Here is a 23,092-nt window from a genome sequence, read left to right as displayed (position 1 = left end):
GCGTCAGTCCTTGGCGACGGTCAATCGGTGGAGCTAGCCGGAGGTAAGTCGCGAAACTGCGCCATAAAGCTCTGATCGATATGGTTCTTCCATTTCCAAATCAGGGACCCCGCAAAAGGAAGGCCAAACTTCTCACCCATGGCCGACTTGCCGCCAAGGGAGATCAGTTTCAGATAGTCCTTTTGCGCCTTGTAAGGGTGCAGCGCATCATCTGTCAGGGCAGCCCGCAAATTCTGCAGTAGAACCGGCGCTTGGCGCACCGCGTAGACGCCCGCTTTTGGACGGGGAGAGGCGACAAGATGGGCGCAGTCGCCAGTGGCAAAGACGGCCTTGTCCGAGGTGCGCAAGAATTCGTCCACGTCGATAAACCCACCGGTCAGCGCAAGCCCGGTGTCTTGAACCCATTCATAGGGCCGCGCACCGGCCGCGCCTGTAGTGAAATCTGACCGGATCGATTGCCCGTCCGACAGCAGGATATCATCGGCGCAAACCTCTGAAATACCGGTATTTTCAATCACCGTGACGCCGAGATCTGTCATCTTTTGACGCACGATCTTGGCGGCTTTGGGTGGAATGGCAGACAGGGCCTCTGCGCTGTCGATCAGTGTCGCGCTGCCCATCCGGCCACGTGTCTGCAACGCATGAGACATCGCCATAATAAGCTCAGCACCCGCGACACCGCCACCGATCACCGCGATATGGGCGTAGCCGTCACTATCGCGAAACGCGTGCCATTTCGCAGCAAACGAGCCCAGGGGTTTGGCGGGGATGGCGTGTGCAGCAAAGCCCGGCAAAACGGGCATATCGGATGTGATACCAATATCGATAGAGGTCACATCATAACCCACGTCAGGCTGGCCTGAGATCCGGATGGATTTGCGCGCCAGATCGATGCCCGTTGCGTGGCCAACAACCAGACGAGCCCCTGCGAACCGGGCCAGCTGTTCCAGATCGATGTCCAAGGCGTCGCGGGTGTAGTGCCCGGCAACAAACCCTGGCAACATGCCGGAATAGGGCGCGGTTTTGCCCGGGTTGATGACGGTCAACTGCGTGTCCGCCACCGGGTTCATCCCCCAGGATTTGAGCACCAGCGCATGGGCATGCCCCCCGCCGATTAGAACCGCATGTTTGGATTTTCCGTGGTCGTGGGGGGACGTCATATGCGGTGCCTCATGCCTTGTAGGTTGGTCAGCCCTCGTCCTTGTCGGCAATGGCGTGGGTCGCCCAACATGTATCCTCACCTGCGCCTGGCAGGCTCTCAGGCGTTTCATGGCGGTGGATATGCACCTTCGCAATGAAATTTGCCGTGATGGGGGCGGTAACAAAGAGGAACAAGATGATCATGATTTCATGCACGGAACCATGATTTTCGGCGAGGATGGCATGCAGGATCGAGGCGATCAACACGCCGCCAATACCCAAAGTTGTCGCCTTGGTCGGTGCATGCAGACGGGACATCGGGTCGTTCAGTTTCAACAGTCCAAACGAGCCGACGATGCCAAAAATCCCGCCGGTGACCAGAAAGAAGCTGACTGCGATTTCGAGGATCATATCCATGGTTCTGCCCTCACTCGATAATATTGCCGCGCAGGATAAAGCGCGCGTAGGCCACGGTTGAGACAAAGCCAAGCATGGCGATGATCATGGCAGCTTCAAAGTAGATCTCGGTCCCGTTGGCGATGCCATATAGCACCATCAAGACGATGGCATTGATGAACATCGTGTCCAACGCAAGGATCCGGTCTGCGACTTGATCGGCAAAGACGACCTTCCAAAGGTTCATCAAAACAGCCGCACCGAAACAGGCGAATGCGAAGTAGATGGCAAAGATCATCATTCGAAAATCTCCTTCAGGCGGGCCTCATAGCGGGTTTTGATCTCATCCCGGATCGCGTCTGGGTCGTCTGCGTCCAGGCAGTGGATCAACAGCGCGTGGCCGTGGTCGGACACATCCGCAGATACCGTGCCGGGAGTCAGGGTGATAGTGCCTGCCAGAACTGTAATGGCCTCAGGCGTGCGCAGGTCCAGCGGGACGGTAACCCAGGCCGGTTTGCGATCCGTGTTCGATTTGAACAGCACGATTTTTGCGACAACAAAGTTTGCAACGATGATGTCCCAGATCACCACACCGATATAGGCGAGGATCTTGAACGGGGCGCGCATCTTGGGTTGGTCGGGCCAATAAGCGGCGGTGACAAAGGGGATCAACCAGCCCAGCAGGAAGCCAAAGACCAGCGAGTTCAGCGACCAGCCATTGACCAGCAACAACCAGGTGCCGGTCAACAACAGCGTCAACAGCGGATGCGGGAGGGCGCGGCGCAGGAGCTTCATTTCGTGTCCCCCAATACGTTTTCAATATAGATGCTTGGCGTGAACAACTGTTCGGCGGTGGCGGTGGCATAGTTGCTCATTGGGCCAGCAAAGACCGTCAGCAGGACCAGACCAACAACCAGACCAAAGGTTGCGACAAACGGCAGGCTTGCAGTGGGCGTCGCCTCTGCGGTGTCTTCATCGGTCTCTGGCACCTCGGTGGTGGCGTCATAGGACTTCCAGAAAATGATGGTGCCCGCGCGGGCGAGGCCGAGGATTGTGACCAGCGAGCCCACAAGGATCACCGCCCAGATGGTCCAGACCATCTCATGTCCGCGCGCGGCGTCCATCACCAACAGCTTGCCAATGAAGCCAGAGATCGGCGGCATGCCGGCCAGGGCGATGGCCCCGACAAAGAACAGCGCGGCGATCAAGCCGTTTTGCGCCATCGGAGCCTTGGGCGTCACCTCCGCTCCGCGCCGTTCCACCACCATATCGGTGACCAGGAACAACAGTGCTGCTGCAAAGGTCGAATGGACCGTGTAATAAAGCGCGGCAGCAGCGGCCTCGGGTGTGAACAACGAGACCGCGATCAACAAGGTCCCCATGGAGGTAATCGCACCATAGGCAATCACTCGGCCAAGGTCCCGCGCACCCAGAACGCCAATTGCACCAGCCGCAAGGGTAAAGAGCGCGGCAGGCAGCAACCAGTCCCCGGCGAGGCCAGTGGTGGCTTGCACCTCGGGGCCAAAGATCAGGGTAAAGAACCGCAGGATCGCATAGGCACCAACCTTGGTCATGATCGCAAAGAGCGCAGCAACCGGGGCAGGGGCCTCAGCATAAGATGCTGGCAGCCAGAAGTGCAGCGGCAGAAGCGCGGCTTTGATACAGAAGACCAACAGCAGCATAATCGCTCCGACCCGCAGCAGAGCGGTGTTATCAGGCGAAAGCTCGGCAACTTTGACGGCGAGATCGGCCATGTTCAGCGTGCCGGTCACCGCATAGATGGTACCAAGCGCAAACAAGAACAGGCTGGAGCCCAGGAGGTTGTAGACCACATATTGCACACCGGCGCGAAAACGTCGTGCGCCGCCTGCGTGAATGGTCAGACCATAGGAGGCGATCAGAAGAACCTCAAAGAAGACAAACAGGTTGAAGGCATCGCCGGTCAGAAAGGCACCTTGGATACCCATCAGTTGGAATTGAAACAGCGAATGGAAGTTGCTGCCGCGTTTGTCCCAGCCTGTGCCAACCGCATAAAGGTTGATGATCAGGGCCAGAATGGCGGTCAGGATACACATCATCGCTGACAGGCGGTCCAGCACCAGAACGATACCAAAGGGCGCTTTCCAATTGCCAAGCTCATAGACTTGAACCGAGCCATCCATCGCCTGAACGCCCAGAACAAGGGTCAAAATCACCAGCGCCACAGAGGCTGCGAGGGAAAAGATGCGTGTCAGGTCAATATGGTGACGGGTCACCATCGCAATCAAAGGTGCCACCACCGCAGGCAGCACAACGGGTGCAATCAGCAAATGGTTCATGCGTCTTCTCCTGCCTCGGCGGCATCGTCCATATTGATGTCATCGGTCTTGGACGACAGATACGCGCCAAGCGCAATCATCACCACCACGGCCGTCATCCCAAATGAGATCACGATCGCGGTCAGAACCAGCGCCTGGGGCAATGGATCGGTATAGGCGACCTCTTCATATTTGTTCAGGATCGGCGGTGCGCCAACCAGCAGTCGGCCCGTGGCAAACAGGAACACGTTGACCGCATAGGACAGCAGCGACAGGCCAAGGATGACCGGGAAGGTGCGACGGCGCAGGATCAGATAGATACCCGCCGCGGTCAGAACGCCAACAGCAGATGCAACAAGAAGCTCCATCGATTAAACCTCACTCTTGATCTTGGGCTCGTCATCGCGAGCGGGGTTGATTTCCATGGCGTGTTCGCTGGTGGTGTCGGGCTGCCACGCAAAACGTGCAAGGCTTTCCAGTGCCAGAAGCACCGCGCCCACAACAGCCAGGAAAACACCAAGGTCAAACAGGGCGGCGGTGGCCCATTCGAACTCCTCCAGCGGCTCCCAATGGATGTACCCAAATGCAGATGTCAGGAAGGGCAGGTCGTTGAACCAGGCGCCCATGCCTGTGGCGGCGGCGATCAACACGCCTGCGCCAATGATACCGTGGTAGAACATGCGTTGACGTTCTGTGGCCCAGCCAAAGCCGGAGGCCATGTATTGCATGATGATCGCAATCGCGGCGATCAGACCGGCAATAAAGCCACCGCCCGGCAGGTTGTGCCCACGGAAGAAAATATAGGCCGCAACCAGCAACGCCAGCGGCATAATCACACGGGTGGCGACAACCATCATCAGCGGGTGCGGGTCACCGTCTTGTGGCAGATCCGGTTTCCGGTTCAGCAGATAGGCGCGGACTTTGGTGCCCAAAACTGCTTCGGTCAGGGCAAAGATAACCATGGCTGCAATGCCCAAAACGATGATCTCACCAAAGGTGTCGAACCCTCGGAAATCCACCAGGATCACGTTCACCACATTGGTGCCACCGCCGCCTTTGTAGGAATTGGCGAGGTGATAGCCTGAGATGGTGTCTGCCGCGAAATCGCGGGTCATCAGCGCATAGATCAGCCCGCCTATGCCAAGGCCTGCAACCGATGCAATCGCCCCATCGCGGATCTTGGTTTTGACGGGCGTTTCCTTGGGTGTTTCCTTGGGCAGGAAGTTCAACGCCAGCAGCATCAGGATGATAGTGACAACTTCAACCGAGATCTGCGTCAGCGCAAGGTCAGGTGCCGATAAGTAGTTGAAGGCCATGGACACTACCAGACCCACGACGCCGATCAGGACCAGCGCCAGCAGACGGTTGTGATGGTGATACAGAATGAACCCGGTCGCCACGATCAGTGAGAACCACCCCAACAAGGGCAAGGGCCCCACGGCTTGCACCTGACGCGTGGCCTCAGGCAGGGTGCCGGTTTGGAACGCCACATAGCTGACGCCGGTGGAAAAGACGATCATGATCAGCGCGTAACGCGTGATCGACCCATTGTGCAGACCAACAGTCACACGCTCGGCCAGCTGGCTGGCGGCTGCGATCACTTGGTCAAAGATCACCTTGGCCTCAGGACGCGGCAGCGCGTTCCAGATCGATTCCAGTTTCTTATGCGCCAGCAGCGCCACCAAGCCACCACCAACAGCCACCATCGACATATAAAGCGCCGGGGTCACACCGTGCCAAAGCTTCAGATGCACATGGGGATGTTGTTGGGTGACGGCGTCTGCAACCACTTGAACCAGCGGCTCAGCAATTTGGCCAGAGAACAGACCGATCAGAATGACCAGCACCACTAGAAACGCCGGTGACAGCCACATGCCAAATCCGGGGTCATGGGGGTGACCGGGATAGTCATCGCGCTTGGGGCCCAGGAACACATGGCCGATGTAACGGAAGCTATAGGCGGCTGAGAACAGCGAAGCCAGAACCGCAAGGCCCGGCACAATATAGGGATTGCCCAGCCAATAGGTATGCGCTGCCTCTTCCAGCATCAGCTCCTTGGACAGGAACCCGTTCAGCGGCGGGATGCCAGCCATCGACAGCGACGCAATCACCGCAATGGTAAAGGTCACCGGCATCAGGTGGCGCAGACCGCCCAGGCGTTTGATGTCGCGTGTATGGGCCTCGTGATCGACGATCCCGGCGGACATAAACAGCGCGGCCTTGAATGTCGCGTGGTTGATAATGTGGAAAATCGCGGCGACCGCGGCAACCTTGGTGCCAAAGCCCAGCAGCATGGTGATCAACCCAAGGTGGGAGACGGTCGAGAACGCCAACAACGCTTTGAGATCGTCTTTGAACAGGGCGATCACGGCGCCCATAACCATGGTCACCAGACCAGCGGTAGAGACGATATAGAACCATTCAGGTGTGCCCGACAAAACCGGCCACATGCGTGCCATCAGGAAGATGCCTGCCTTTACCATAGTCGCAGAGTGCAGATAGGCCGAAACCGGCGTCGGCGCGGCCATCGCATGGGGCAACCAGAAGTGGAACGGGAACTGTGCGGATTTGGTGAAACACCCGGCCAAGATCAACAACAGCGCAGGCAGATACAGTGGTGAGGTCTGAATGGCCTCCTTGTTTTGCAAGATCACCGTCAGATCGTAAGAGCCGACAATATTTCCCAGGATCAGCATGCCACCGATCATCGCCAGACCACCCATACCGGTCACGGTCAGGGCCATACGCGCGCCTTGGCGTCCCTCGGGCAGGTGCTTCCAATAGCCGATCAACAGGAACGAGCTTAGCGAGGTGAGTTCCCAGAAAACCAGCAAAAGCAGGATGTTGTCTGAGGTAACGATGCCAACCATCGCGCCCTGAAACAACAGAAGAAAGGTATAGAACTGCCCCATTGGGTCTTGACGCGACAGGTAGAACCGCGCGTAGACTATGATCAAAAGGCCAATACCCAGAATGAGGCCGGCAAACATAAAGCCAAGACCGTCAAGGAAGAAATTGGCATTCAGCCCAAGACCGGGCATCCAGTCGAATTTGGCTGTGATCACGTCCCCGCGCAAAATGGCGGGTGCGTGCAACATCAATCCGATGAACGCCAAAAGCGTGGTCAAACCCGCAGATGAGGCCGAAGCATTTCGTCCGGCGCGGATCAAGAGTGCGGGAAAGACCGCTCCCAAAAAGGGAAGGGCCGCTATCAGAAACAGGGACACGTGGCAGATCTCCTGGATGGCATTAGAAAAAGTCACGCTTGACTAAGCTTTTTTTATCCCCGGTTCCAGCCTTTCAGGACGCATCCGATAAATTAACTTGATGCTGTGTTCAGGTTGATCGCTAACACAGCAGGCTGGCAAAGCGGGCGATGACGTGAACTTGATTGTGAAATGCGGCAATTCAAGCCTGCGCATGCTGTTTTTTCAAAGGGGCGATGCTAGTTTCGATTTTAGTTTCAATCATTGACCAGGTGTCCAATGGCACAGGGGGGACCAAAGTGAGCAGTGATAAACAGGCGCCCAGTATCAACCGGCGGCGGTTTTTGATCGGTGCGGGCGTTGTGGTTGCAGCCCTTGGCGTGGCGCGGTGGCAATACCTGACACCACCCACCCATAAGAACGGCAAGTTGAGCGTATCTGAGGCACATGATCTGGCCCTGCGCGGCGAGATCACTTTGGTGGATATTCGCACACCACGCGAATGGCGGGCCTCCGGCGTGCCGGAAGGTGGGCATCAAATCGATATGCGGCGCGAAGATTTCACCGATGTGCTGACGCAGATTGTTGGTTCAGACAAGGACGCAGCCGTGGCGCTGATTTGCGCGCGCGGCGTGCGGTCGGCGCGGATGACGCTTCGGTTAAGTGAAGCAGGATTTACAAACATAATTGATGTGCCCGAGGGCATGCTTGGATCAAAGGCAGGACCAGGATGGATCAGAACAAATCTACCGGTGAAGGAATGGCAGGGCTGAACACCGGCGTTTGGGGCGCGGTGGCCGTTGCAGCCAGCACTGTGATTGCCAATGGCGCATATGCCGCCTGCGGCGCGGATGAGGCGTCTTGCGAAGTCAGCTCGGGCACCTACGAAATCATTCTGCCCGATGACGCTGCAACAGCAGGTCCGGCAATTGTGTTCCTGCATGGAGCGGGCGGCACCGGTGAACGCGTGTTGAAGAACATCGGCATGGTCGACGCTTTGACCGCGCGCGGCTATGCGGTGATTGCTCCCAACGGGGTGCCACGCTCTGCCAATCGCGGGCCGTCGTGGAGCTTCTATCCGGGTTGGGAAGGGCGTGATGAAGTGGCCTATTTCAAGGAACTTCTGGACGACGCGTCCACGCGCTTCAATATCGATCCGCAACAGACGGTTATGGCGGGCTTTTCTGCCGGTGCCTTTATGGTGAACTATCTCGCGTGCGAAGCGCCTGATACATTTGCGGCCTATGCGCCGGTCGCGGGCGGGTTTTGGCGTCCGCAGCCTGCGTCCTGCGAAGGGCCCATTCGTCTGCATCACACTCATGGCTGGACAGACAGTGTTGTTCCCCTGGAAGGGCGTTACCTGCGTAGCGGCACGTGGCAGCAGGGTGATATTTATGCCGGGCTGGAGGTCTGGCGCGACGCGTTGGGTTGTGAAACTCATGCACCCAGCCGAGCCTGGACCAATGGTGACAATCTACTGCGGCTTTGGGATTGTGGCGCAGGAGCCGAGATCACCTTTACCATCCATCCAGGCGGTCACTCAGTCCCCAGCGGCTGGGCCGAAGCGGTTACAACCTGGTTTGAAAAAGCAGAACCCAGCCAATAGGCTGGGTTCTCGCGTCTCACATCGCTGGGCTTTTGCCGGTTACTCGGCTGCAGTTGCCTGTGACTGGTTTTCCAGGAACTGGCGCATTTGCGTGCGGTACGCCCGCGCGGCCTGCGTGATCTGGGGTTCCTTGAAGTGATCATGGGTGCCCATCCAACGCCCAATCCGCTCGCGGATCGGCATGCCGGACAGGGCCGACAGCGGAATGGCCAGCACCAGTGACAGCGCAATCGGCAGCAGCCAGATCGACACCATACCGGCCAGAATGCCAACCCAAAGCGCCGCGCCGCTGACAGTTTCCAGCGCGTGGCAAATGGCAATGGTGCGCCAGCTGTATTGGCCGCCGTCCCGGGCCTGCGGAGCCCAGCCACGTTGAACACCGAGCAGGGTGCGGAACACCGCGATCATCTGTTGCACCATCAGGATCGGAGCATACAGGATCGCCAAGATGATCTCGGACGTGACCGACAACAGGAACTGTCCGGCACCGCCATATTCTGCAAACTTCTTTCCGCTGAGCGGCAGGGCGATCGAAGCCAACAGTTTGGGGGCAAGCAGCATCGCGTATATCAGCAAGATCACCAACACATGGCGCGGCTCGCTCATATCCGGCCAGGACGGCATGGTTGGGTTGGCCTCGGAGAAATAAGTCAGGACCGAGGCCTCTTCGCCGCGCCCAATAATAGCCCAGATTACCAAAAGCGCGAACCAGATTGGGGCCATCAGATAACCGACTGCGCCGTGGAACAGATGGAAGCGAGAGATCGCGCGAAAACCACGGGCGTTCAGCAGGTTGATGTGCTGCATGTTGCCCTGACACCAGCGACGATCCCGTTGGATGTGGTCGATCAAGGTCTGGGGCGTTTCCTCATAGGAGCCTTTGATCCGGGGCAGGAACTGAACGCTCCACCCGGCGCGACGTAGCAGACCTGCCTCGACAAAGTCGTGGCTCATGATCAGGCTTTCTTTGCCTGTCAGACTGCGCAGGGACGGAAGACCCGCACAAGCGGCAAAGGCGCGGGTGCGGATGATCGCATTGTGGCCCCAATAATTGCCCTCGTGACCGGCCCAACGTGCCAGACCTTCGGCAAGCGCCAGACCGTACACAGTATTGGCGAACTGCTGCATGCGGCCAAATACCGATTGCGCGCCAATGAGTTGCGGAAAGCTTTGGATCAGGCCTGCGCTTGGGTCACGGGCCAAGGCGCTGGTCAGTTGTGCAATGGCGCGCCCGGTCATCAGGCTGTCGGCATCCAGAACCAGCATCGCGTCGTAAGCCCCACCCCAACGGCGGACCCAATCGGCGATATTGCCAACCTTGCGGCCCACATTGTCGGCGCGACGGCGGTAATACAGTGGCATGGACGCCGGCAGCATGGCCTGTAGCGCTTCGACACTACGGCGTTCCTGATCGGCGATTTCATCGTCGCGTGTGTCCGACAGGATGAACATCGCATAATCGTGGCTGCTGCCTTGGGCGTTCAGCTCTTCCAGCATGGATTGGGCATTGCCCAGAACATACCAGGGGATCTCATTATAGACCGGCACCAACAGCGCAACCTTTTGCGCCGGGACCGGACCGCGCAGGCGGACAACACTGCGGCGCGCGAGTGAGTAGAGGCCGAGCAGAACAGTTGAGACCGAGAAGCTGATCCAGAAGAAGTTGAAAATGATCAGCGTCAGCAAGATGCCTTCCAGCACGGTCACACCGCCATCGGTGAACCAGCCCATCATCACCCAGCCAAGCGCGGCGGTCATGATCATTGCGGGCGAAAAGCTCAGGATGCGCCACAGCGCCGCCTGTTGCTCTGGCACCGTATCGGGGGCCTGGTCGTCGCGAAATGGCGCGGCAAAGTCCTGCTCGGGCATGTCGAGCGGTTGGTCGGGTGGCAAAAGGCGATCTTGGGTCATGTGGTCCACCGATATAGCCAAACTTCTGTAGCGGGTTGCCCGTCTTTGCGCAGCTGTGCGCGCAGTTCGACGTGGTCGCGTTCACCGGGATCAAAGGAGAACGCAAGGCGCAGCCCACCGGTTTCAGGGTTCTTTTGCAGCACGCCTTCGCTCGTTTCCACATGGGGAGACGAGATGAAAATGTCCAATGCATCGGGGCCATCGACAAACAGCGGGCTTGCCTCGAAATCAATGGTCATGATGCGGCCTTGCTCGCCGAAAATACGCGCCCCTGCGGCGGTATCAATGGCGCGAGGCAGCTGCATGTCGGGTTCCTGTCCCCAGGACAGGCGATAGGAAAGATCAATTTCAGTGCCAGGTGCATAGGCTTCGCGCGGACGCCAATAGGCGACGATATTGTCGTAGATCTCTTTGTCGGCCGGGATCTCAACCAGGGTCACGGCCCCTTTGCCCCAGTCCCCTTTGGGCTCGACCCATAGGCAGGGGCGTTTGTGGTAATTGGCCTCAAGATCGGCAAAATCCGAGAATTTGCGCGCCCGTTGCATCAGGCCAAACCCACGTGGGTTCTCATCCACAAAGGATGAGATCTGCAACTTGGCCGGGTTTGCAAGCGGACGCCACAGAACTTCACCATTGCCGTTTTCGATGAGCAAGCCGTCACTGTCGTGCACCGCCGGGCGGAAATCATCAAACCGGCTTCGGTTGGTGGCGTCAAACAGGAACATCGATGTCAGCGGGCCTATCCCCACATGGGGCAGCTCATCGCGGGCAAACAGGCGTGCTTCCACATCCATAACACAGGCGGTGCCGGGAACGATGTTGAACCGGTAGGCACCCGTTACAGAAGGCGAATCCAACAGCGCATAGACCACGATGTTCTTTTGACCAGCGGATGGCGCTTCCAGCCAGAATTCGACAAAATCAGGGAATTCTTCACCTTCGGGATCGCCTGTTTTCAGCGCAAGACCACGAGCCGACAAGCCATAATCATTGGTAGCACCAATCGCGCGGAAATAGCTGGCGCCTTGGAAAACGCAGAACTCACGCTTTTCGCCTGGCTCCGACAGTTCGGTGCGCAGACGAAAGCCAGAATAGCCCAGATCGCCCTCCTGGCTGAGCTCTGGCGCTTTGTCGGTTTTGTCAAACAGCGAATAGTCAAAGGGTTGATGCTGCGCCTGACCATCGACAATCGTATGGATTTGTACGGCACGCGGAAAATAGAGCCCCGGCAGGAAGTAGTCGACGTTGTAACTGCGGTCGGTGTTGGACCACAGCGCGTCTTTGCCTCGGAACCAGATGGTTTGATATTCATCATAGGACAGGTTTAACCAGTCTTGGGGAACTTTTGGACGCGGTCGGTAAGACTTAGTCGCCAACTCACGAGCACGTTCGACCAGCCCCTGAAACGAAAAGGGCGAGGTGACATCTGCCATCGACACATGGGGAAAGGTCAACGCAGATGTGCTTGCCAGAGCGACGGACAAGAAGGAGCGACGCGTCAGACTGCTCATTTCTTTTGTCTCCACGGTTGGGATTTGAACCACGCCGCGCCATAAGCGCAGCCAATGATTAAAACAAACCCCACAAGGTTCGCAAAAGCGGTTGTAACAACGGCGCGGCCGGTCTGATCCAGCGCAAAGCCTATCAAACGGGCAAGCGCCATGGAGAAGACAAAGACCGCAAGCGATTGCTGGCCCACTTTGGTGATGATGCCGAGGAAGAAGGACCAGACCCGCGCAGCTGTGGACTGGCCACGTGCGATCAGGTTCTGCCCGCCTTCACCGGCGATCACCCAACCCAGATAGGCCAGCGCCAGGAAGTGCATATAGCGCAACAGGCCAAAGTCGGTCTTTTCACGCCACTGTGCGGTCCAATTCCAGGTGGGGCGGATGATTTCGCCCAGATCTTGGTTCGCGGCCTGCACCCAGGTGAAGACCTTCCACGATCCAAACGGCATGGCGAGGATCAGAAAGACGGCGCAGAAGGTGATCAGCGCTTTGGTGACCGGCGGCTTGGGCAGCCAGCCGCGCATGAACGCAAATCCAGTAAAGAACAACAACTGCCAGCCAAAGGGGTTAAAGAACCATTCGCGGTCCGACCAGGGTTCCGCAGACAGACCAACTCCATCCGGGCCAAGGCCGATCATATATGGGTTCGCAATCAGCCACAGCGCGACGCAAAATGCGCCAACCGCCCACAGGCTGATCTTTTCCAGACCCATCAGCACCGGCAACAGTGCCAGAACCACCAGATACATCGGCAAGATGTCAAAGTAGTTCGGTATATAAGACAGGGTAAACAATCCCACCAGCTGCGGAGCAGGGTCGTTAAAGAAAGGGGCCAGGTTGAGCGAGGCGATGTAGCTTTTTTCAAATCCGCCAAACAGATCCAGCGCCGCCATCGACATCGCGATAAAGAAGAACAGGCCGATATGGGCCCAGAAAACCTGCCAGCAGCGAAACGCCACGCGCGCGGTGCCCAGCCACCAGCCCTTGCGGGCAAAAGATCCGCCAAACGCAATGGCCGAGGCCATGCCGGAGCAGAAGACAAAGATTTCAGTCGCGTCCGAGAACCCAAATCGGGCAGGGATCCAGCCGGTCCAACGGTTGCCGGGCACGTGGGCGATTAGAATGATGAACATGGCAATTCCGCGGTAAAAGTCCAAACGCGGGTCGCGCTGACGTTGTACCGTGTTTTGCGGAGCCATCCGGCTGTTCGCCGCATCCGGAACCGGATGCGCTGTGGGCATGGGCGTTATTGTAGCCATTTTTTTGGTCAAATTCGTTACTATAGGTACCGGTTATTCAGCCGGTACGCTGTGGTCAGTATTGGCGCTGCGGGCTTCTGAGATCAGCGCTCGCCGTGCCATGGCATAGTTGTCTTCACCGCCTGCGCGTTTGGAGCGTCGGTCATCCAGGATCGCTTCAACCGCGTCAAATGCACCTGCACGCAGGCCTGAATCGATTGTCATACGTTCAAAAACATCCCGTTGCGCATGGCTGCCACCTGCGAGCTGCATCGTGTCGCGTGCAGAACTCAGGTGATTGAAAGCCTTGCCATAATCGCCTTCGCCAAAGGCTTCAAGGCCCAGTGCAGCGGTCGCACCCGGAATGCCCATGCGTTCTTGTGCATCTGTAGCGCGTTTTTGCCCATCTGCGTGAATTCGGGCAACCATTCGCTTGGTCTCGGCCTGACGGTCGCGGCCAGCAAGCGCCAGCAAATAGTGCAGATCAGCAAAGATCAGGCTGCCGTCTTCGGTGCGATTGGCGCAGAACTCTGACAGCTCATCCCAGCGATTGCCGACCTGGACACCTTCCAGTTCCAGACGCATCAGCAAGGAGGTCGCATTGGAGATGTCGCGATAGTCGTCCGTTTTGTCTTTGCGGATTTCAGTATCGTAAAGGTTGATCGCCTGATCCATCTGACCCAGGTCCAAATGCATCAGCGCCTTGTGCCACCAGACGTGGTAGCGAAAGTTGTTGCAATGGGCCCAGGCTTCTTCGCGCCCGGCCAGCCAGTCGAGACCGACTTTGGCGTTGCCGGTCATCTCATGCACGTGCGCAACCGAGTGCAGACCCCAGGCATCATCCGGTGCCATCCACAGCGCCTGACGGCCGGTGTTCTCGGCCTTCTCGTATGATCCGGTCTCTTCCAGCGCAAAGGAGTGACAGCCCAGCAGGTAGCCACGGCCCGGGTGTTCCGGCGCATAGGCCGACATCACGCGTTCCACGGATGTGCGCATGCCGTGATTGTCGCCCATGATAAAGCGGATGCCGTGGCTGAGTTTCATCGCCAGCGTATCGCAAGGGTGTGCATCCAAAATTGTTTCGACGATGTTGATGGATTGCGTCGGGCGGCCATTGACCCAGGCTTCCAGCGCGTCGACATATTTGCGTTCACGGGGTAGGGCGCCTTCGTAAAAGCTTTTGGCGACTTGCAAAGCATCCGCGGCCATCTGGTTCAGCTCAGAGCGGCCCAGCATCAAGATCGCGAGACCTTTCAACGCGTGACCCACGGCAAATTCAGGTGCGCTGTTCAAAACGGCTCCAAGGTGATCGGCCGTATTCGCCGCGTGCGCAAGCACACCCAGCTGTGCAGCATTCCATTCCTTCAGAGCGTCAGCAGAAGAAAGGCTGGTCTCTTGTCCGAAGATGTCTTGCGTCATGGGTTCGTTATCCTTGCAATCTAAAAACAGCGTCTCTGTTAAATGAAGAGTAGAGGAAGCCGGCCCACCGGGCGACGGCTGCTCTCGCTTTGGTGAAGGCCTGTGTGTGCTTTCTGTGAAAACTTGCCCACAGGCCCTGGAATTGCGGCAAAAATCCGCGAAAATCGGATGCTTATGTAGCAATCCTTACAGTGGCCACGCAGGGTCCAGCCGATTTTTGTAACACTTGGCAAAAAGTGTCTCATTCCTGCGGATTTTCCGGGTCTAAGAAGCCGGGTGTACCGTCCAAAATTTCGGCCGTTTCCTGCCCACAATGGGGTGGAGCGTGGCGATAGGTGACGGGGGTACGGGAAAATTTGAGGGGATTCCCGATCAGATCCACCGGTCCTGCCGCACTGTCCATGGTGATGCGCATGTCGCGTGCTGCAACCTGGTCAGAGGCAAAAACCTGACCCAGAGTCTGCACCGGTCCTGCGGGTACTTTGAGCGCCTCTAGACCTGCGATCACCTCAGCCGTGGTTTTGGTTTTGATCGCCGGGATCAGGATTTCATCCAACGCCTCACGATGTTCCAGGCGAGCGGGGTTTGTCGCAAACAGCGGATCAGAGGACAGGTCCGCCAGACCAAAGAAGGCCGCGCAGCGTTCGAACTGGCTGTCGTTGCCCACCGCCAGGATCACATGGCCGTCCGAGGTCTCATATACGCCATAGGGTTTGATGTTCGGGTGCCCGTTGCCGCGCCGTTCGGGCAGGGTGCCGGAGGTTAGATAATTGACGCCTTCGTTGATCAGCCATGCGATTTGACTGTCCACCAGGGCAAGCTCAACCCATTGGCCTTCGCCCGTCAGATCGCGGTGGCGCAGCGCCGACAGGATGCCGATACAGGCATACATGCCGCACATCACATCAGCGATGCCAACGCCGACCTTCATGGGGGCGCCGTCTGGCTCTCCGGTGACCGACATAATACCGCCATAGCCTTGCGCCATCAGGTCATATCCGGGTTTGGATGCGTTGGGGCCGGTCTGGCCATAACCCGAAATGGAACAATAGACGAGGCTGGGAAGATCACCCTTTAGGCTGTTGTAATCCAAGTCATATTTCGCCAATCCGCCAGGTTTGAAATTCTCGATCACGATGTCGGCCTCAGCCGCGAGTGTGCGGATCTGGGCCTGACCCTCGGCCGTGGCGATATCGATGGCGACGGAGCGTTTGTTCCGGTTCGCACACATGAAATAGGCGGACAGATCCGTGGGGTTGCCGTGGGCATCTGTGACATAGGGCGGGCCCCATTGGCGGGTGTCATCACCGCCGGATTTGGGGTTCTCCACCTTGATCACATCGGCGCCGAGATCACCCAAAAGCTGGGTGCAGGTCGGGCCTGCCAAAATGCGAGACAGGTCCAGAACCTTGACCCCTTTTAGGGCTCCGTGTGGCAACATATTAGATCCGACCATCATAACCTCCGCGTTCAATAACGGCAGCTATCACTGTAAACTTATCAGAGTCTTGCGCCTCGGTAAGTGCGGCGCGTAATTCTGCGCGATTGGTCACAGTATAGCCATTACCGCCAAAAGCGCGCCCCATGGCGGCATAATCATGATGGGCAAAATCTACGCCGGTGTTGGTCAGTTGACGTTGACGTTGCTTCAACTCGATCAGGGCCAGGGAGGCATCGACAAACACCAGGAAAATCGGGGCCAGTTTGAATTCCGCAGCCGTGGCCAGCTCGCCTGCGACCATCAAGAAACCTGCATCGCCTGAAAAGCTGACAACGGGGCGGTCTGGCTGTGCCAATTTCCGCCCGATTGCCATCGGCACGGCGCAGCCCATGGTGCACAGGCCGGAGGATTGGATCAAGGCGCGTGGCTCATGGCAAGTCCACATCTGGCTGAGCAAGATCCGATGGGCACCGCTGTCGGCGGAAGCCAGCGTGTTGGCAGGCATCACAGCGCGGGTTTCTGCGATCACACCAGCCGGGCCCCAGTCCTCATCGGTGGGGAAAGCTTTGGCCAGACCGTCTTTGGCGGTTTTGAATGCCCCATTGGTCCAGGTGTCTTTGGGGGTTTGCCCGTCCGACAGCGCTGCAAGCGTGGGAGCCAGCGGCGCGGTGATCGAGATCCCGGAGTGGTGCATGTAATGCGTGTTCGGCTCAGCACCAATTTCCAGCACGCGGGTTTGGGCCACATCCCAGGCATCCCGCCAGCCGGTGCGCATCTCGATCGGGTCGTAGCCAAGCGACAGGATCAGATCGGCGTCCTCGATCAGAGGCATCAGGTGTTTGTCAGCGAGCGGCGACAGACCTGCACCGCCAAGGCACAGTGGGTGATCCTCATCAATCAGGCCTTTGGCCTTGTAGGTGGTGATGAAGGGGATGTTGTGCGCCTCAACAAAGGCTTTGAGCGCGTCACCGGCACCTTCATGCATGGCGTCAACACCGAGGATTGCCAAGGGGCGCCGCGCTTCGGCCAACCAGCCATGCGCCTGCGCCAATGTCTCGCCCGTGGCGGCAGTGGCTCCTGCAGGCGCGCGGCGGATGCCGCGTTCGGTGGCCGGCGTGTTGGCGACCGTAATGGGAATATCGAGATGGACCGGTCCCTGGCGCGCTTCCATTGCGATTGAGACGGCTTTGTCGGCGATTACCTCAGCAGCCTCAGCGTCCAGACGGAAAGTGGCTTTGGTGATGGGACGGAACACCGATTGTTGGTCGAGCACCTGATGGGTGTAGGTCTGCTCCTCGGCGGCGTCCACACAGCCCGTCAGAACCAGCATCGGCACGCGGTCCTGATGCGCATTGGCGACCACATTGATCCCGTTCAACGCGCCAGGCCCCAATGTCGCCACCAGAATGGCCGGAGCGCCATCGGCGTGATGCACGGCCTCGCCCATAAAGCCGGCGCAGTTTTCGTGCTTGGCCAGATGGAAGGTAATCCCGGCCTTTTCCAGCGCATCAACAAGGGTGAGAACTTCGCCGCCTGGCATGCCAAAAGCATGACGGCACCCGGCATCAAAAAGGCGACGGGCAAGCACATCTGCCGCGCGTAGGGTCGTGGTCATCGGGTCTATCCTGACATTTCGAGTATTGCGCCCAGATTGCTGCCAGGCACAGTTCGTGCAAGGGGTCTCACGTCAGTGTGAGAACCGTTACATTTAGTTTAACGTATTGCGATTTCAGCGATTTCGTCAAACCGATGTGTGAGCTCATCGGCGATTTCTTGCAATGCAGTGCCGCCTGTTTGCACATAAGGTGCAAAAACAAAGCTTGGCGTTTTGTAAGAGAGCGTGGCGCTGCCGTCTGGCTCTTCGGTGACGTAGAATCGGATCGGGGCCTCGATCATGGCTGCGGTCGACAGGTTCAGGACCCGCACGGCGTAGTCATTGTTGAACACGCCGATCACCCGATTGCCGGGGATGGTTATGCCGCGTGCAGCCGCCGCTTTGGTGGGTCCGGCCTGTGTCACCACAATCAGCCCATTGGCTTTGACCGCGGCGGAGAGATCTAAGATCAAGTCTGCATAGGGTTTGTCGGTGGCGTGCACTGCCCAACCCGGCTGGTCGGACAAATCTGCGGCAACAGCGGCGAAGGGTAAGAACATCAAGGTTGGCAGAATACGGACAAATCGAGGTAAGCGGCCAAACATGGGACATCCTTTGTGCAAACAATTTTGCGCAAATTCTACCTGTTTTACACTGTAAGAGTTGTCACATTCCCGTGGCCGCATGAACGGGCGGTCTAGGACCAGCCTTTGCGGAAGAAATGCGGGCTAGCGCCAAAACGGCGTTTGAACTGGCGGGAAAAATGCGTGGCGCTGTTGAACCCGGAGGCCAGCGCAATCTCGGTCACCGACAGCGAGGTCTCGTTCATCAGCCCATAGGCGTGGTGTAGGCGCATATCGAAATAGACCTGCATCGGGCTTTGATCCAGATAGCGGGTGAACAGCCGTTCCAATTGGCGGCGGGAGATGTCCAGCCGGTCGCAGATCTCATGAATGCTCAGCGGGGTTTCGATAGCGTTCTGCATCATTTGCAGCGCGCTCAGCAGGCGTTGGTTGCGACTGCCCACGGCGACCGCAAAGTTGGATCGCTGTGGCTCGCTGCCGCGCCGTGAGCGCATGTGCAGACACATATCGGCACAGACAATGGCCAGCTGTTCGCCGTGGCGTTCCTCGATCAGGGTGAGAATCATATCGGTGGCCGCGTGACCGCCACCGCAAGAGATCAGTTTGGGTGTGATCTCAAATATGTTTGAAGAGGGCGTGAGGTTTGGAAATTCCTCAAGAAATGCGGGCTGATCCTCCCAATGCAGGGTGAATGTCAGCCCCTTTAAAACCCCGGCCTGGGCTAGGGCAAAGGCGCCGGTGTTGATACTGCCCAAGGGGCGACCAAACCGCGCGGCACGTCGGATCCAGGCGAGGGACTTTTCGCCCGCCGCAAGCTGTGGCTCGCCGCCGGCACTGACAAAGGTCAACGCCCCCTCGGGGCAGTCGGTCAGCGCCATATCCGGGGTGACCAGCATCCCGTTGGAACAGCGCACCGGGGTGCCGTCTTCGGTCAGAATAAACCACCTAAATAGCTCTTTACCGGTTACTTGGTTGGCCACCCGCAAGGGTTCAATTGCAGCAGCGACCCCCAACATCATGCTGCGCGGCAGGACCAGGAAATAGAAATCCTGGGGTTGTCCGTCATAGCGAATATCAAAATGCGCCGAGGAAGCCCGTGGCACGAAGTTGTCTTGGGTCATGGCTGTGTCCTGTCTCGTGCCGGGTCCATGTTCGGCGCGGCGAGAGGGGCGTATCCAGACGGTTCTAGCATCGTTTCAGGTTTTTGATGTTAAGTTTGCGACATAGGCGTTTTTGAAACCGACGAAGCGCCCTCGTGGTGGCGATTGCGCCATTTGTGCAATTAAAATCAACCGGTGCCTCTTGCGGCAGTATTTGGGCGACACTAAGACTCAAGTAACCACCGCGCGTCTATGATGGCGCTTACAAGTGAACTGAAGGCAGGTCCCAATGAATGATCCCCGCGAAACATATATGAATACCCTTGTGCCGATGGTCGTCGAGCAGACCAGCCGGGGCGAACGGGCCTATGACATTTTCTCGCGCTTGTTGAAAGAGCGTATTATCTTCCTGAATGGCCCGGTCCATGACGGGATGAGCTCGCTGATCGTGGCGCAGCTGCTGCACCTTGAGGCGGAGAACCCGTCCAAGGAAATCTCCATGTATATCAACAGCCCCGGCGGCGTTGTGACCTCTGGCCTGTCAATCTATGACACCATGCAGTACATCAAACCAAAAGTGTCGACGCTGGTGATTGGCCAGGCGGCCTCTATGGGGTCGCTGTTGCTGACCGCAGGTGAGGCTGGCATGCGCTTCTCGCTGCCAAACTCCCGCGTGATGGTGCACCAGCCTTCCGGCGGCTTCCAGGGGCAGGCGACCGACATCATGATTCACGCCGAAGAGACGCTGAAGCTGAAAAAGCGCCTGAATGAAATTTACGTAAAACATACCGGTCGTGACTATGACACGATTGTGGATGCGCTTGAGCGCGACAATTTCATGTCGCCTGAAGACGCAAAAGAATTCGGTTTGATCGACGAAATCGTCGAAAACCGCGCAAAAGGTGATGAAGAGGCGAGCGAATAAAGCCCTTTGTCGCGAATGTGTGCAGCCCCGCGCTGATGCACAGTTTTTATTGATTGTGGCCGCTTGGGACCTGTCCTAAGCTGCCACATGGCGAGGGTCCCCCCGGCATACGGCTAGGGTGACTATCATAGCCAAGCGTACTGAAAGGTAGAACATGGCAACGAACTCAGGCGGTGACAGCAAGAACACCCTGTACTGTAGCTTCTGCGGAAAGAGCCAGCACGAGGTGCGTAAGCTGATCGCAGGCCCAACAGTGTTCATCTGTGATGAATGCGTCGAGTTGTGCATGGATATTATCCGCGAGGAGACCAAAGCGTCGGGGCTGAAAGCCTCCGATGGGGTGCCTACTCCGCAGGATATCTGCAACGTGCTGGATGATTACGTCATCGGCCAGGCGACCGCCAAGCGCGTGTTGTCCGTTGCTGTTCACAACCACTACAAACGTCTTAATCACGCCCAGAAGGCGGGCGGTGATATCGAGCTGGCGAAATCAAACATCCTTTTGATCGGCCCAACCGGTTGCGGTAAAACCCTGCTGGCGCAGACCTTGGCGCGCATCCTGGATGTGCCCTTCACCATGGCGGATGCCACCACGCTGACCGAAGCCGGTTATGTGGGTGAAGACGTTGAAAACATCATCCTCAAGCTGTTGCAGTCCTCGGAATACAACGTCGAACGCGCGCAGCGCGGCATCGTCTATATTGACGAAGTCGACAAAATTACCCGCAAGTCGGAAAACCCGTCGATCACGCGTGATGTTTCCGGCGAAGGTGTGCAGCAGGCGCTGTTGAAACTGATGGAAGGCACCGTTGCCAGCGTGCCACCACAGGGCGGTCGTAAGCACCCACAGCAGGAATTCCTGCAAGTGGATACCACCAACATCCTGTTCATCTGCGGCGGCGCTTTTGCCGGTCTGGACAAGATTATCGCGCAACGTGGCAAAGGCTCTGCGATGGGTTTTGGTGCCGACGTTCGCAACAATGATGACCGCGGTGTTGGCGATCTTTTCAAAGAGCTGGAGCCCGAAGATCTGTTGAAATTTGGTCTGATCCCGGAATTTGTCGGTCGTCTGCCAGTTCTAGCAACGCTTGAAGATCTGGACGAAGACGCGCTGGTGACCATCCTGACCAAGCCCAAGAACGCGCTGGTCAAACAGTACCAACGCTTGTTCGAACTCGAAGAGACCGAGCTGGACTTTACCGACGAAGCGCTCAAGGCGATTGCTGCAAGAGCGATCGAACGAAAGACCGGTGCACGTGGTCTGCGCTCCATCCTGGAAGACATCCTGCTGGACACAATGTTTGACCTGCCGGGTATGGACAGTGTTGAAAAAGTCGTCGTGAACGATGAGGCGGTCAATTCCGAGAAACAGCCGCTGATGATCCACGCCGAAGGTGACAAGGAACCTGCCAGCGCAGGCTGATTGTCCAACCAGATGAACGAACAAGGCCGGGGTCAGCGATGACCGCGGCCTTTTCTTTTTCCGGGTCCTGCGCATGTTTCTGGCTTGCGGCGCAGCTCTGGTTTGGGGATTAATTCCACCGAATTCAAAAAGGATGAGATCATGACCATCAAACGCATTTCCTCGGGTGGAGAGTTTGAAGCCAAGGTTGGCTATTGCCGCGCGGTTGTCGCAGGCGGCTTTGTGCATGTTGCGGGCACTGTCGGGGCCGGTGACGACGTTGTTGCGCAGTGTAAAGCCGCGTTGGAGACCATTGGTGCGGCACTTGAAAAAGCCGGTGCCAGTTTTGCTGACGCGGTGCGGGTGAACTATTACCTGCCGGATGCGGCAGAGTTTGAACCGTGTTTTCCGATCCTTGCGGAGACCTTTGGCGCGAACCCGCCTGCGGCGACCATGATCGAAAGCAATCTGATTGACCCGAAATTCCGGATCGAGATCGAGCTAACTGCGTTGGCGCCTGCGGGCTAAAGCCTCTGCCAATTCTGACGATGTGGGAATGGCGCGTTCGGACAGGGCGCCAGCGTAGTTCAGCTTTTCGACCCGCCATTCCTCATACAACTGCGCGAGATAGTCCAATGTATTGGGGTCATTCTCGCGCAATTCAGCGATCATATAGCGCGCATCATCGACCAGATTGCACATGATGCCGCGAATGGACTTGTGCAGCAGATCCTTGTCCAGATCCCCTTGCGCAATGCCCACCGCCAGAAATTCATAGTAGTTCAACAACTGTTGCAGAGCCTCGGCCCCTTCGCGGGGTTTGTCGGTCCCAGAACGCGCGGCTTTCCAGTCATCAAGGAAGATATCCTGATCCGTCGGGAAGATCTCTTTGCGCAGGCTATTGGTTTTCTGGAAATACTCAGACAGGCGGCTTTGGAACAGGATATTGATCGTATGCTGTTTGCGTTGCGCTGCTTCTGCCCGTCTTGCATTTCGAAAGTAGGAAAATACCGCAAAAAGAATACCGCCAACTGCAGTCAATGCTGAGGCTGCGATGCCAAACAGGCTGACTAGGATGCGAAATTCACCATCCGGCTGGTCGGGGATCAGCGTCAGCAAGGCCCGAAACTCTCCGGTGAGCAAGAATGTGGCAAAACCTGCGGAGACGAGAATCAGAAGTACCAGAAACCCCAAGGCTCCAATGATCAGAAGCCCTGATATAACCCTATCCATTGGGTGCGTAATCTCTTGTTTAAAAGGTATTATTTAAAAGAGGGCGGGGGTTACCCGTTGCCAAAACCTTCCAAGGTCATAGTCATCTCTCC

Annotated in this window: 21 protein-coding genes; 5 read left to right on the top strand and 16 right to left on the bottom strand. The window is 57.5% G+C overall.

Annotated features, from left to right (window positions below; translation table 11 throughout):
• Positions 1–20: 20 nt before the first annotated feature.
• From KMP13_RS03015 to KMP13_RS02985, 7 genes are read right to left on the bottom strand one after another with little or no spacing between them, the layout of a single operon-like run.
• On the bottom strand, positions 21–1,160 hold the full coding sequence (locus KMP13_RS03015) for an FAD-dependent oxidoreductase (RefSeq protein ID WP_215264077.1): 1,140 nt from the start codon (positions 1,158–1,160) through the stop codon (positions 21–23).
• Positions 1,161–1,188: 28 nt separating this feature from the next.
• The gene (locus KMP13_RS03010) at positions 1,189–1,557 is read right to left on the bottom strand and encodes a Na+/H+ antiporter subunit G (RefSeq protein ID WP_215264076.1); all 369 of its coding nucleotides are present in this window, start codon (positions 1,555–1,557) and stop codon (positions 1,189–1,191) included.
• 10 nt (positions 1,558–1,567) lie between these two features.
• On the bottom strand, positions 1,568–1,837 hold the full coding sequence (locus KMP13_RS03005; RefSeq protein ID WP_215264075.1) for a K+/H+ antiporter subunit F: 270 nt from the start codon (positions 1,835–1,837) through the stop codon (positions 1,568–1,570).
• A complete protein-coding gene (locus KMP13_RS03000; protein WP_215264074.1) occupies positions 1,834–2,331 on the bottom strand; it encodes a Na+/H+ antiporter subunit E in 498 nt (165 codons plus the stop codon). Before KMP13_RS03000 ends, KMP13_RS03005 begins: the two co-directional genes overlap by 4 nt.
• Positions 2,328–3,854 (bottom strand): monovalent cation/H+ antiporter subunit D, encoded by a 1,527-nt coding sequence (locus KMP13_RS02995; RefSeq protein WP_215264073.1) that lies wholly within the window; start codon positions 3,852–3,854, stop codon positions 2,328–2,330. The genes KMP13_RS03000 and KMP13_RS02995 overlap by 4 nt, the downstream gene beginning before the upstream one ends.
• The gene (locus KMP13_RS02990; protein ID WP_215264072.1) at positions 3,851–4,201 is read right to left on the bottom strand and encodes a Na+/H+ antiporter subunit C; all 351 of its coding nucleotides are present in this window, start codon (positions 4,199–4,201) and stop codon (positions 3,851–3,853) included. The genes KMP13_RS02995 and KMP13_RS02990 overlap by 4 nt, the downstream gene beginning before the upstream one ends.
• 3 nt (positions 4,202–4,204) lie before the next feature.
• Positions 4,205–7,060, bottom strand: a complete 2,856-nt coding sequence (locus KMP13_RS02985) for a monovalent cation/H+ antiporter subunit A (RefSeq protein ID WP_215264071.1) — start codon at positions 7,058–7,060, stop codon at positions 4,205–4,207.
• Between the two features lie 278 nt (positions 7,061–7,338).
• Here KMP13_RS02985 and KMP13_RS02980 point away from each other — a divergent pair, with 278 nt between their 5' ends.
• Entirely contained in the window at positions 7,339–7,812 is a 474-nt protein-coding gene (locus KMP13_RS02980) for a rhodanese-like domain-containing protein (protein WP_353055674.1), read from the top strand.
• Positions 7,770–8,645 carry an alpha/beta hydrolase family esterase gene (locus KMP13_RS02975; RefSeq protein ID WP_251363657.1) on the top strand — a complete coding sequence of 292 codons (876 nt, stop codon included), beginning with the start codon at positions 7,770–7,772 and terminating at the stop codon, positions 8,643–8,645. Before KMP13_RS02980 ends, KMP13_RS02975 begins: the two co-directional genes overlap by 43 nt.
• A 39-nt stretch (positions 8,646–8,684) precedes the next feature.
• On the opposite strand, the gene mdoH is transcribed toward KMP13_RS02975, so the two are convergent.
• From mdoH to KMP13_RS02935, 8 genes are all read right to left on the bottom strand, one after another.
• Positions 8,685–10,556 (bottom strand): glucans biosynthesis glucosyltransferase MdoH, encoded by a 1,872-nt coding sequence (mdoH, locus tag KMP13_RS02970; RefSeq protein ID WP_215264069.1) that lies wholly within the window; start codon positions 10,554–10,556, stop codon positions 8,685–8,687.
• The gene (locus KMP13_RS02965; RefSeq protein WP_215264068.1) at positions 10,553–12,067 is read right to left on the bottom strand and encodes a glucan biosynthesis protein; all 1,515 of its coding nucleotides are present in this window, start codon (positions 12,065–12,067) and stop codon (positions 10,553–10,555) included. Before KMP13_RS02965 ends, mdoH begins: the two co-directional genes overlap by 4 nt.
• Complete coding sequence (locus KMP13_RS02960; protein ID WP_215264067.1) at positions 12,064–13,323, bottom strand: OpgC family protein; 1,260 nt, start codon at positions 13,321–13,323, stop codon at positions 12,064–12,066. Before KMP13_RS02960 ends, KMP13_RS02965 begins: the two co-directional genes overlap by 4 nt.
• Positions 13,324–13,356: 33 nt before the next feature.
• Positions 13,357–14,721: a tetratricopeptide repeat protein gene (locus tag KMP13_RS02955; protein WP_215264066.1), complete on the bottom strand. Its 1,365-nt coding sequence runs from the start codon at positions 14,719–14,721 to the stop codon at positions 13,357–13,359.
• 241 nt (positions 14,722–14,962) lie between these two features.
• Positions 14,963–16,177, bottom strand: coding sequence for a CaiB/BaiF CoA transferase family protein (locus KMP13_RS02950; RefSeq protein ID WP_215264065.1), 1,215 nt, complete (start codon positions 16,175–16,177; stop codon positions 14,963–14,965).
• Positions 16,164–17,777 (bottom strand): thiamine pyrophosphate-binding protein, encoded by a 1,614-nt coding sequence (locus tag KMP13_RS02945; protein WP_215264064.1) that lies wholly within the window; start codon positions 17,775–17,777, stop codon positions 16,164–16,166. Before KMP13_RS02945 ends, KMP13_RS02950 begins: the two co-directional genes overlap by 14 nt.
• 98 nt (positions 17,778–17,875) lie before the next feature.
• On the bottom strand, positions 17,876–18,361 hold the full coding sequence (locus tag KMP13_RS02940) for a DUF302 domain-containing protein (RefSeq protein WP_215264063.1): 486 nt from the start codon (positions 18,359–18,361) through the stop codon (positions 17,876–17,878).
• Between the two features lie 92 nt (positions 18,362–18,453).
• On the bottom strand, positions 18,454–19,461 hold the full coding sequence (locus tag KMP13_RS02935; protein ID WP_215264062.1) for a GlxA family transcriptional regulator: 1,008 nt from the start codon (positions 19,459–19,461) through the stop codon (positions 18,454–18,456).
• 268 nt (positions 19,462–19,729) lie between these two features.
• On the opposite strand from KMP13_RS02935, the gene KMP13_RS02930 reads away from it, so the two are divergent.
• From KMP13_RS02930 to KMP13_RS02920, 3 genes are all read left to right on the top strand, one after another.
• The gene (locus tag KMP13_RS02930) at positions 19,730–20,365 is read left to right on the top strand and encodes an ATP-dependent Clp protease proteolytic subunit (protein ID WP_215264061.1); all 636 of its coding nucleotides are present in this window, start codon (positions 19,730–19,732) and stop codon (positions 20,363–20,365) included.
• 154 nt (positions 20,366–20,519) lie between these two features.
• A complete protein-coding gene (clpX, locus tag KMP13_RS02925; RefSeq protein ID WP_215264060.1) occupies positions 20,520–21,788 on the top strand; it encodes an ATP-dependent Clp protease ATP-binding subunit ClpX in 1,269 nt (422 codons plus the stop codon).
• A gap of 141 nt (positions 21,789–21,929) precedes the next feature.
• Positions 21,930–22,295, top strand: coding sequence for a RidA family protein (locus KMP13_RS02920; protein WP_215264059.1), 366 nt, complete (start codon positions 21,930–21,932; stop codon positions 22,293–22,295).
• Here the strand turns inward: KMP13_RS02920 and KMP13_RS02915 are convergent.
• Positions 22,269–23,000: a DUF4760 domain-containing protein gene (locus KMP13_RS02915; protein WP_215264058.1), complete on the bottom strand. Its 732-nt coding sequence runs from the start codon at positions 22,998–23,000 to the stop codon at positions 22,269–22,271. The two genes, KMP13_RS02920 and KMP13_RS02915, sit on opposite strands and share 27 nt — an antisense overlap.
• Positions 23,001–23,092: the final 92 nt, after the last annotated feature.

The sequence above is a fragment of the Epibacterium ulvae genome, from assembly GCF_018678075.1.
GTDB classification, from domain to species: domain Bacteria; phylum Pseudomonadota; class Alphaproteobacteria; order Rhodobacterales; family Rhodobacteraceae; genus Epibacterium; species Epibacterium ulvae_A.
The sequence above is the reverse complement of the archived record's forward strand: the minus strand, read 5'-3'. Positions and strand labels throughout refer to the sequence as shown.

Excerpts from the sequence above, each read along its gene's own strand:
- KMP13_RS03015 (WP_215264077.1), bottom strand. The coding sequence starts at position 1,160 with ATGACGTCCCCCCACGACCACGGAAAATCCAAACATGCGGTTCTAATC.
- KMP13_RS03010 (WP_215264076.1), bottom strand. The coding sequence starts at position 1,557 with ATGGATATGATCCTCGAAATCGCAGTCAGCTTCTTTCTGGTCACCGGC.
- KMP13_RS03005 (WP_215264075.1), bottom strand. The coding sequence starts at position 1,837 with ATGATGATCTTTGCCATCTACTTCGCATTCGCCTGTTTCGGTGCGGCT.
- KMP13_RS03000 (WP_215264074.1), bottom strand. The coding sequence starts at position 2,331 with ATGAAGCTCCTGCGCCGCGCCCTCCCGCATCCGCTGTTGACGCTGTTG.
- KMP13_RS02995 (WP_215264073.1), bottom strand. The coding sequence starts at position 3,854 with ATGAACCATTTGCTGATTGCACCCGTTGTGCTGCCTGCGGTGGTGGCA.
- KMP13_RS02990 (WP_215264072.1), bottom strand. The coding sequence starts at position 4,201 with ATGGAGCTTCTTGTTGCATCTGCTGTTGGCGTTCTGACCGCGGCGGGT.
- KMP13_RS02975 (WP_251363657.1), top strand. The coding sequence starts at position 7,770 with ATGGATCAGAACAAATCTACCGGTGAAGGAATGGCAGGGCTGAACACC.
- mdoH (WP_215264069.1), bottom strand. The coding sequence starts at position 10,556 with ATGACCCAAGATCGCCTTTTGCCACCCGACCAACCGCTCGACATGCCC.
- KMP13_RS02965 (WP_215264068.1), bottom strand. The coding sequence starts at position 12,067 with ATGAGCAGTCTGACGCGTCGCTCCTTCTTGTCCGTCGCTCTGGCAAGC.
- KMP13_RS02960 (WP_215264067.1), bottom strand. The coding sequence starts at position 13,323 with ATGGCTACAATAACGCCCATGCCCACAGCGCATCCGGTTCCGGATGCG.
- KMP13_RS02955 (WP_215264066.1), bottom strand. The coding sequence starts at position 14,721 with ATGACGCAAGACATCTTCGGACAAGAGACCAGCCTTTCTTCTGCTGAC.
- KMP13_RS02950 (WP_215264065.1), bottom strand. The coding sequence starts at position 16,177 with ATGGTCGGATCTAATATGTTGCCACACGGAGCCCTAAAAGGGGTCAAG.
- KMP13_RS02945 (WP_215264064.1), bottom strand. The coding sequence starts at position 17,777 with ATGACCACGACCCTACGCGCGGCAGATGTGCTTGCCCGTCGCCTTTTT.
- KMP13_RS02940 (WP_215264063.1), bottom strand. The coding sequence starts at position 18,361 with ATGTTTGGCCGCTTACCTCGATTTGTCCGTATTCTGCCAACCTTGATG.
- KMP13_RS02935 (WP_215264062.1), bottom strand. The coding sequence starts at position 19,461 with ATGACCCAAGACAACTTCGTGCCACGGGCTTCCTCGGCGCATTTTGAT.
- KMP13_RS02930 (WP_215264061.1), top strand. The coding sequence starts at position 19,730 with ATGAATGATCCCCGCGAAACATATATGAATACCCTTGTGCCGATGGTC.
- clpX (WP_215264060.1), top strand. The coding sequence starts at position 20,520 with ATGGCAACGAACTCAGGCGGTGACAGCAAGAACACCCTGTACTGTAGC.
- KMP13_RS02920 (WP_215264059.1), top strand. The coding sequence starts at position 21,930 with ATGACCATCAAACGCATTTCCTCGGGTGGAGAGTTTGAAGCCAAGGTT.
- KMP13_RS02915 (WP_215264058.1), bottom strand. The coding sequence starts at position 23,000 with ATGGATAGGGTTATATCAGGGCTTCTGATCATTGGAGCCTTGGGGTTT.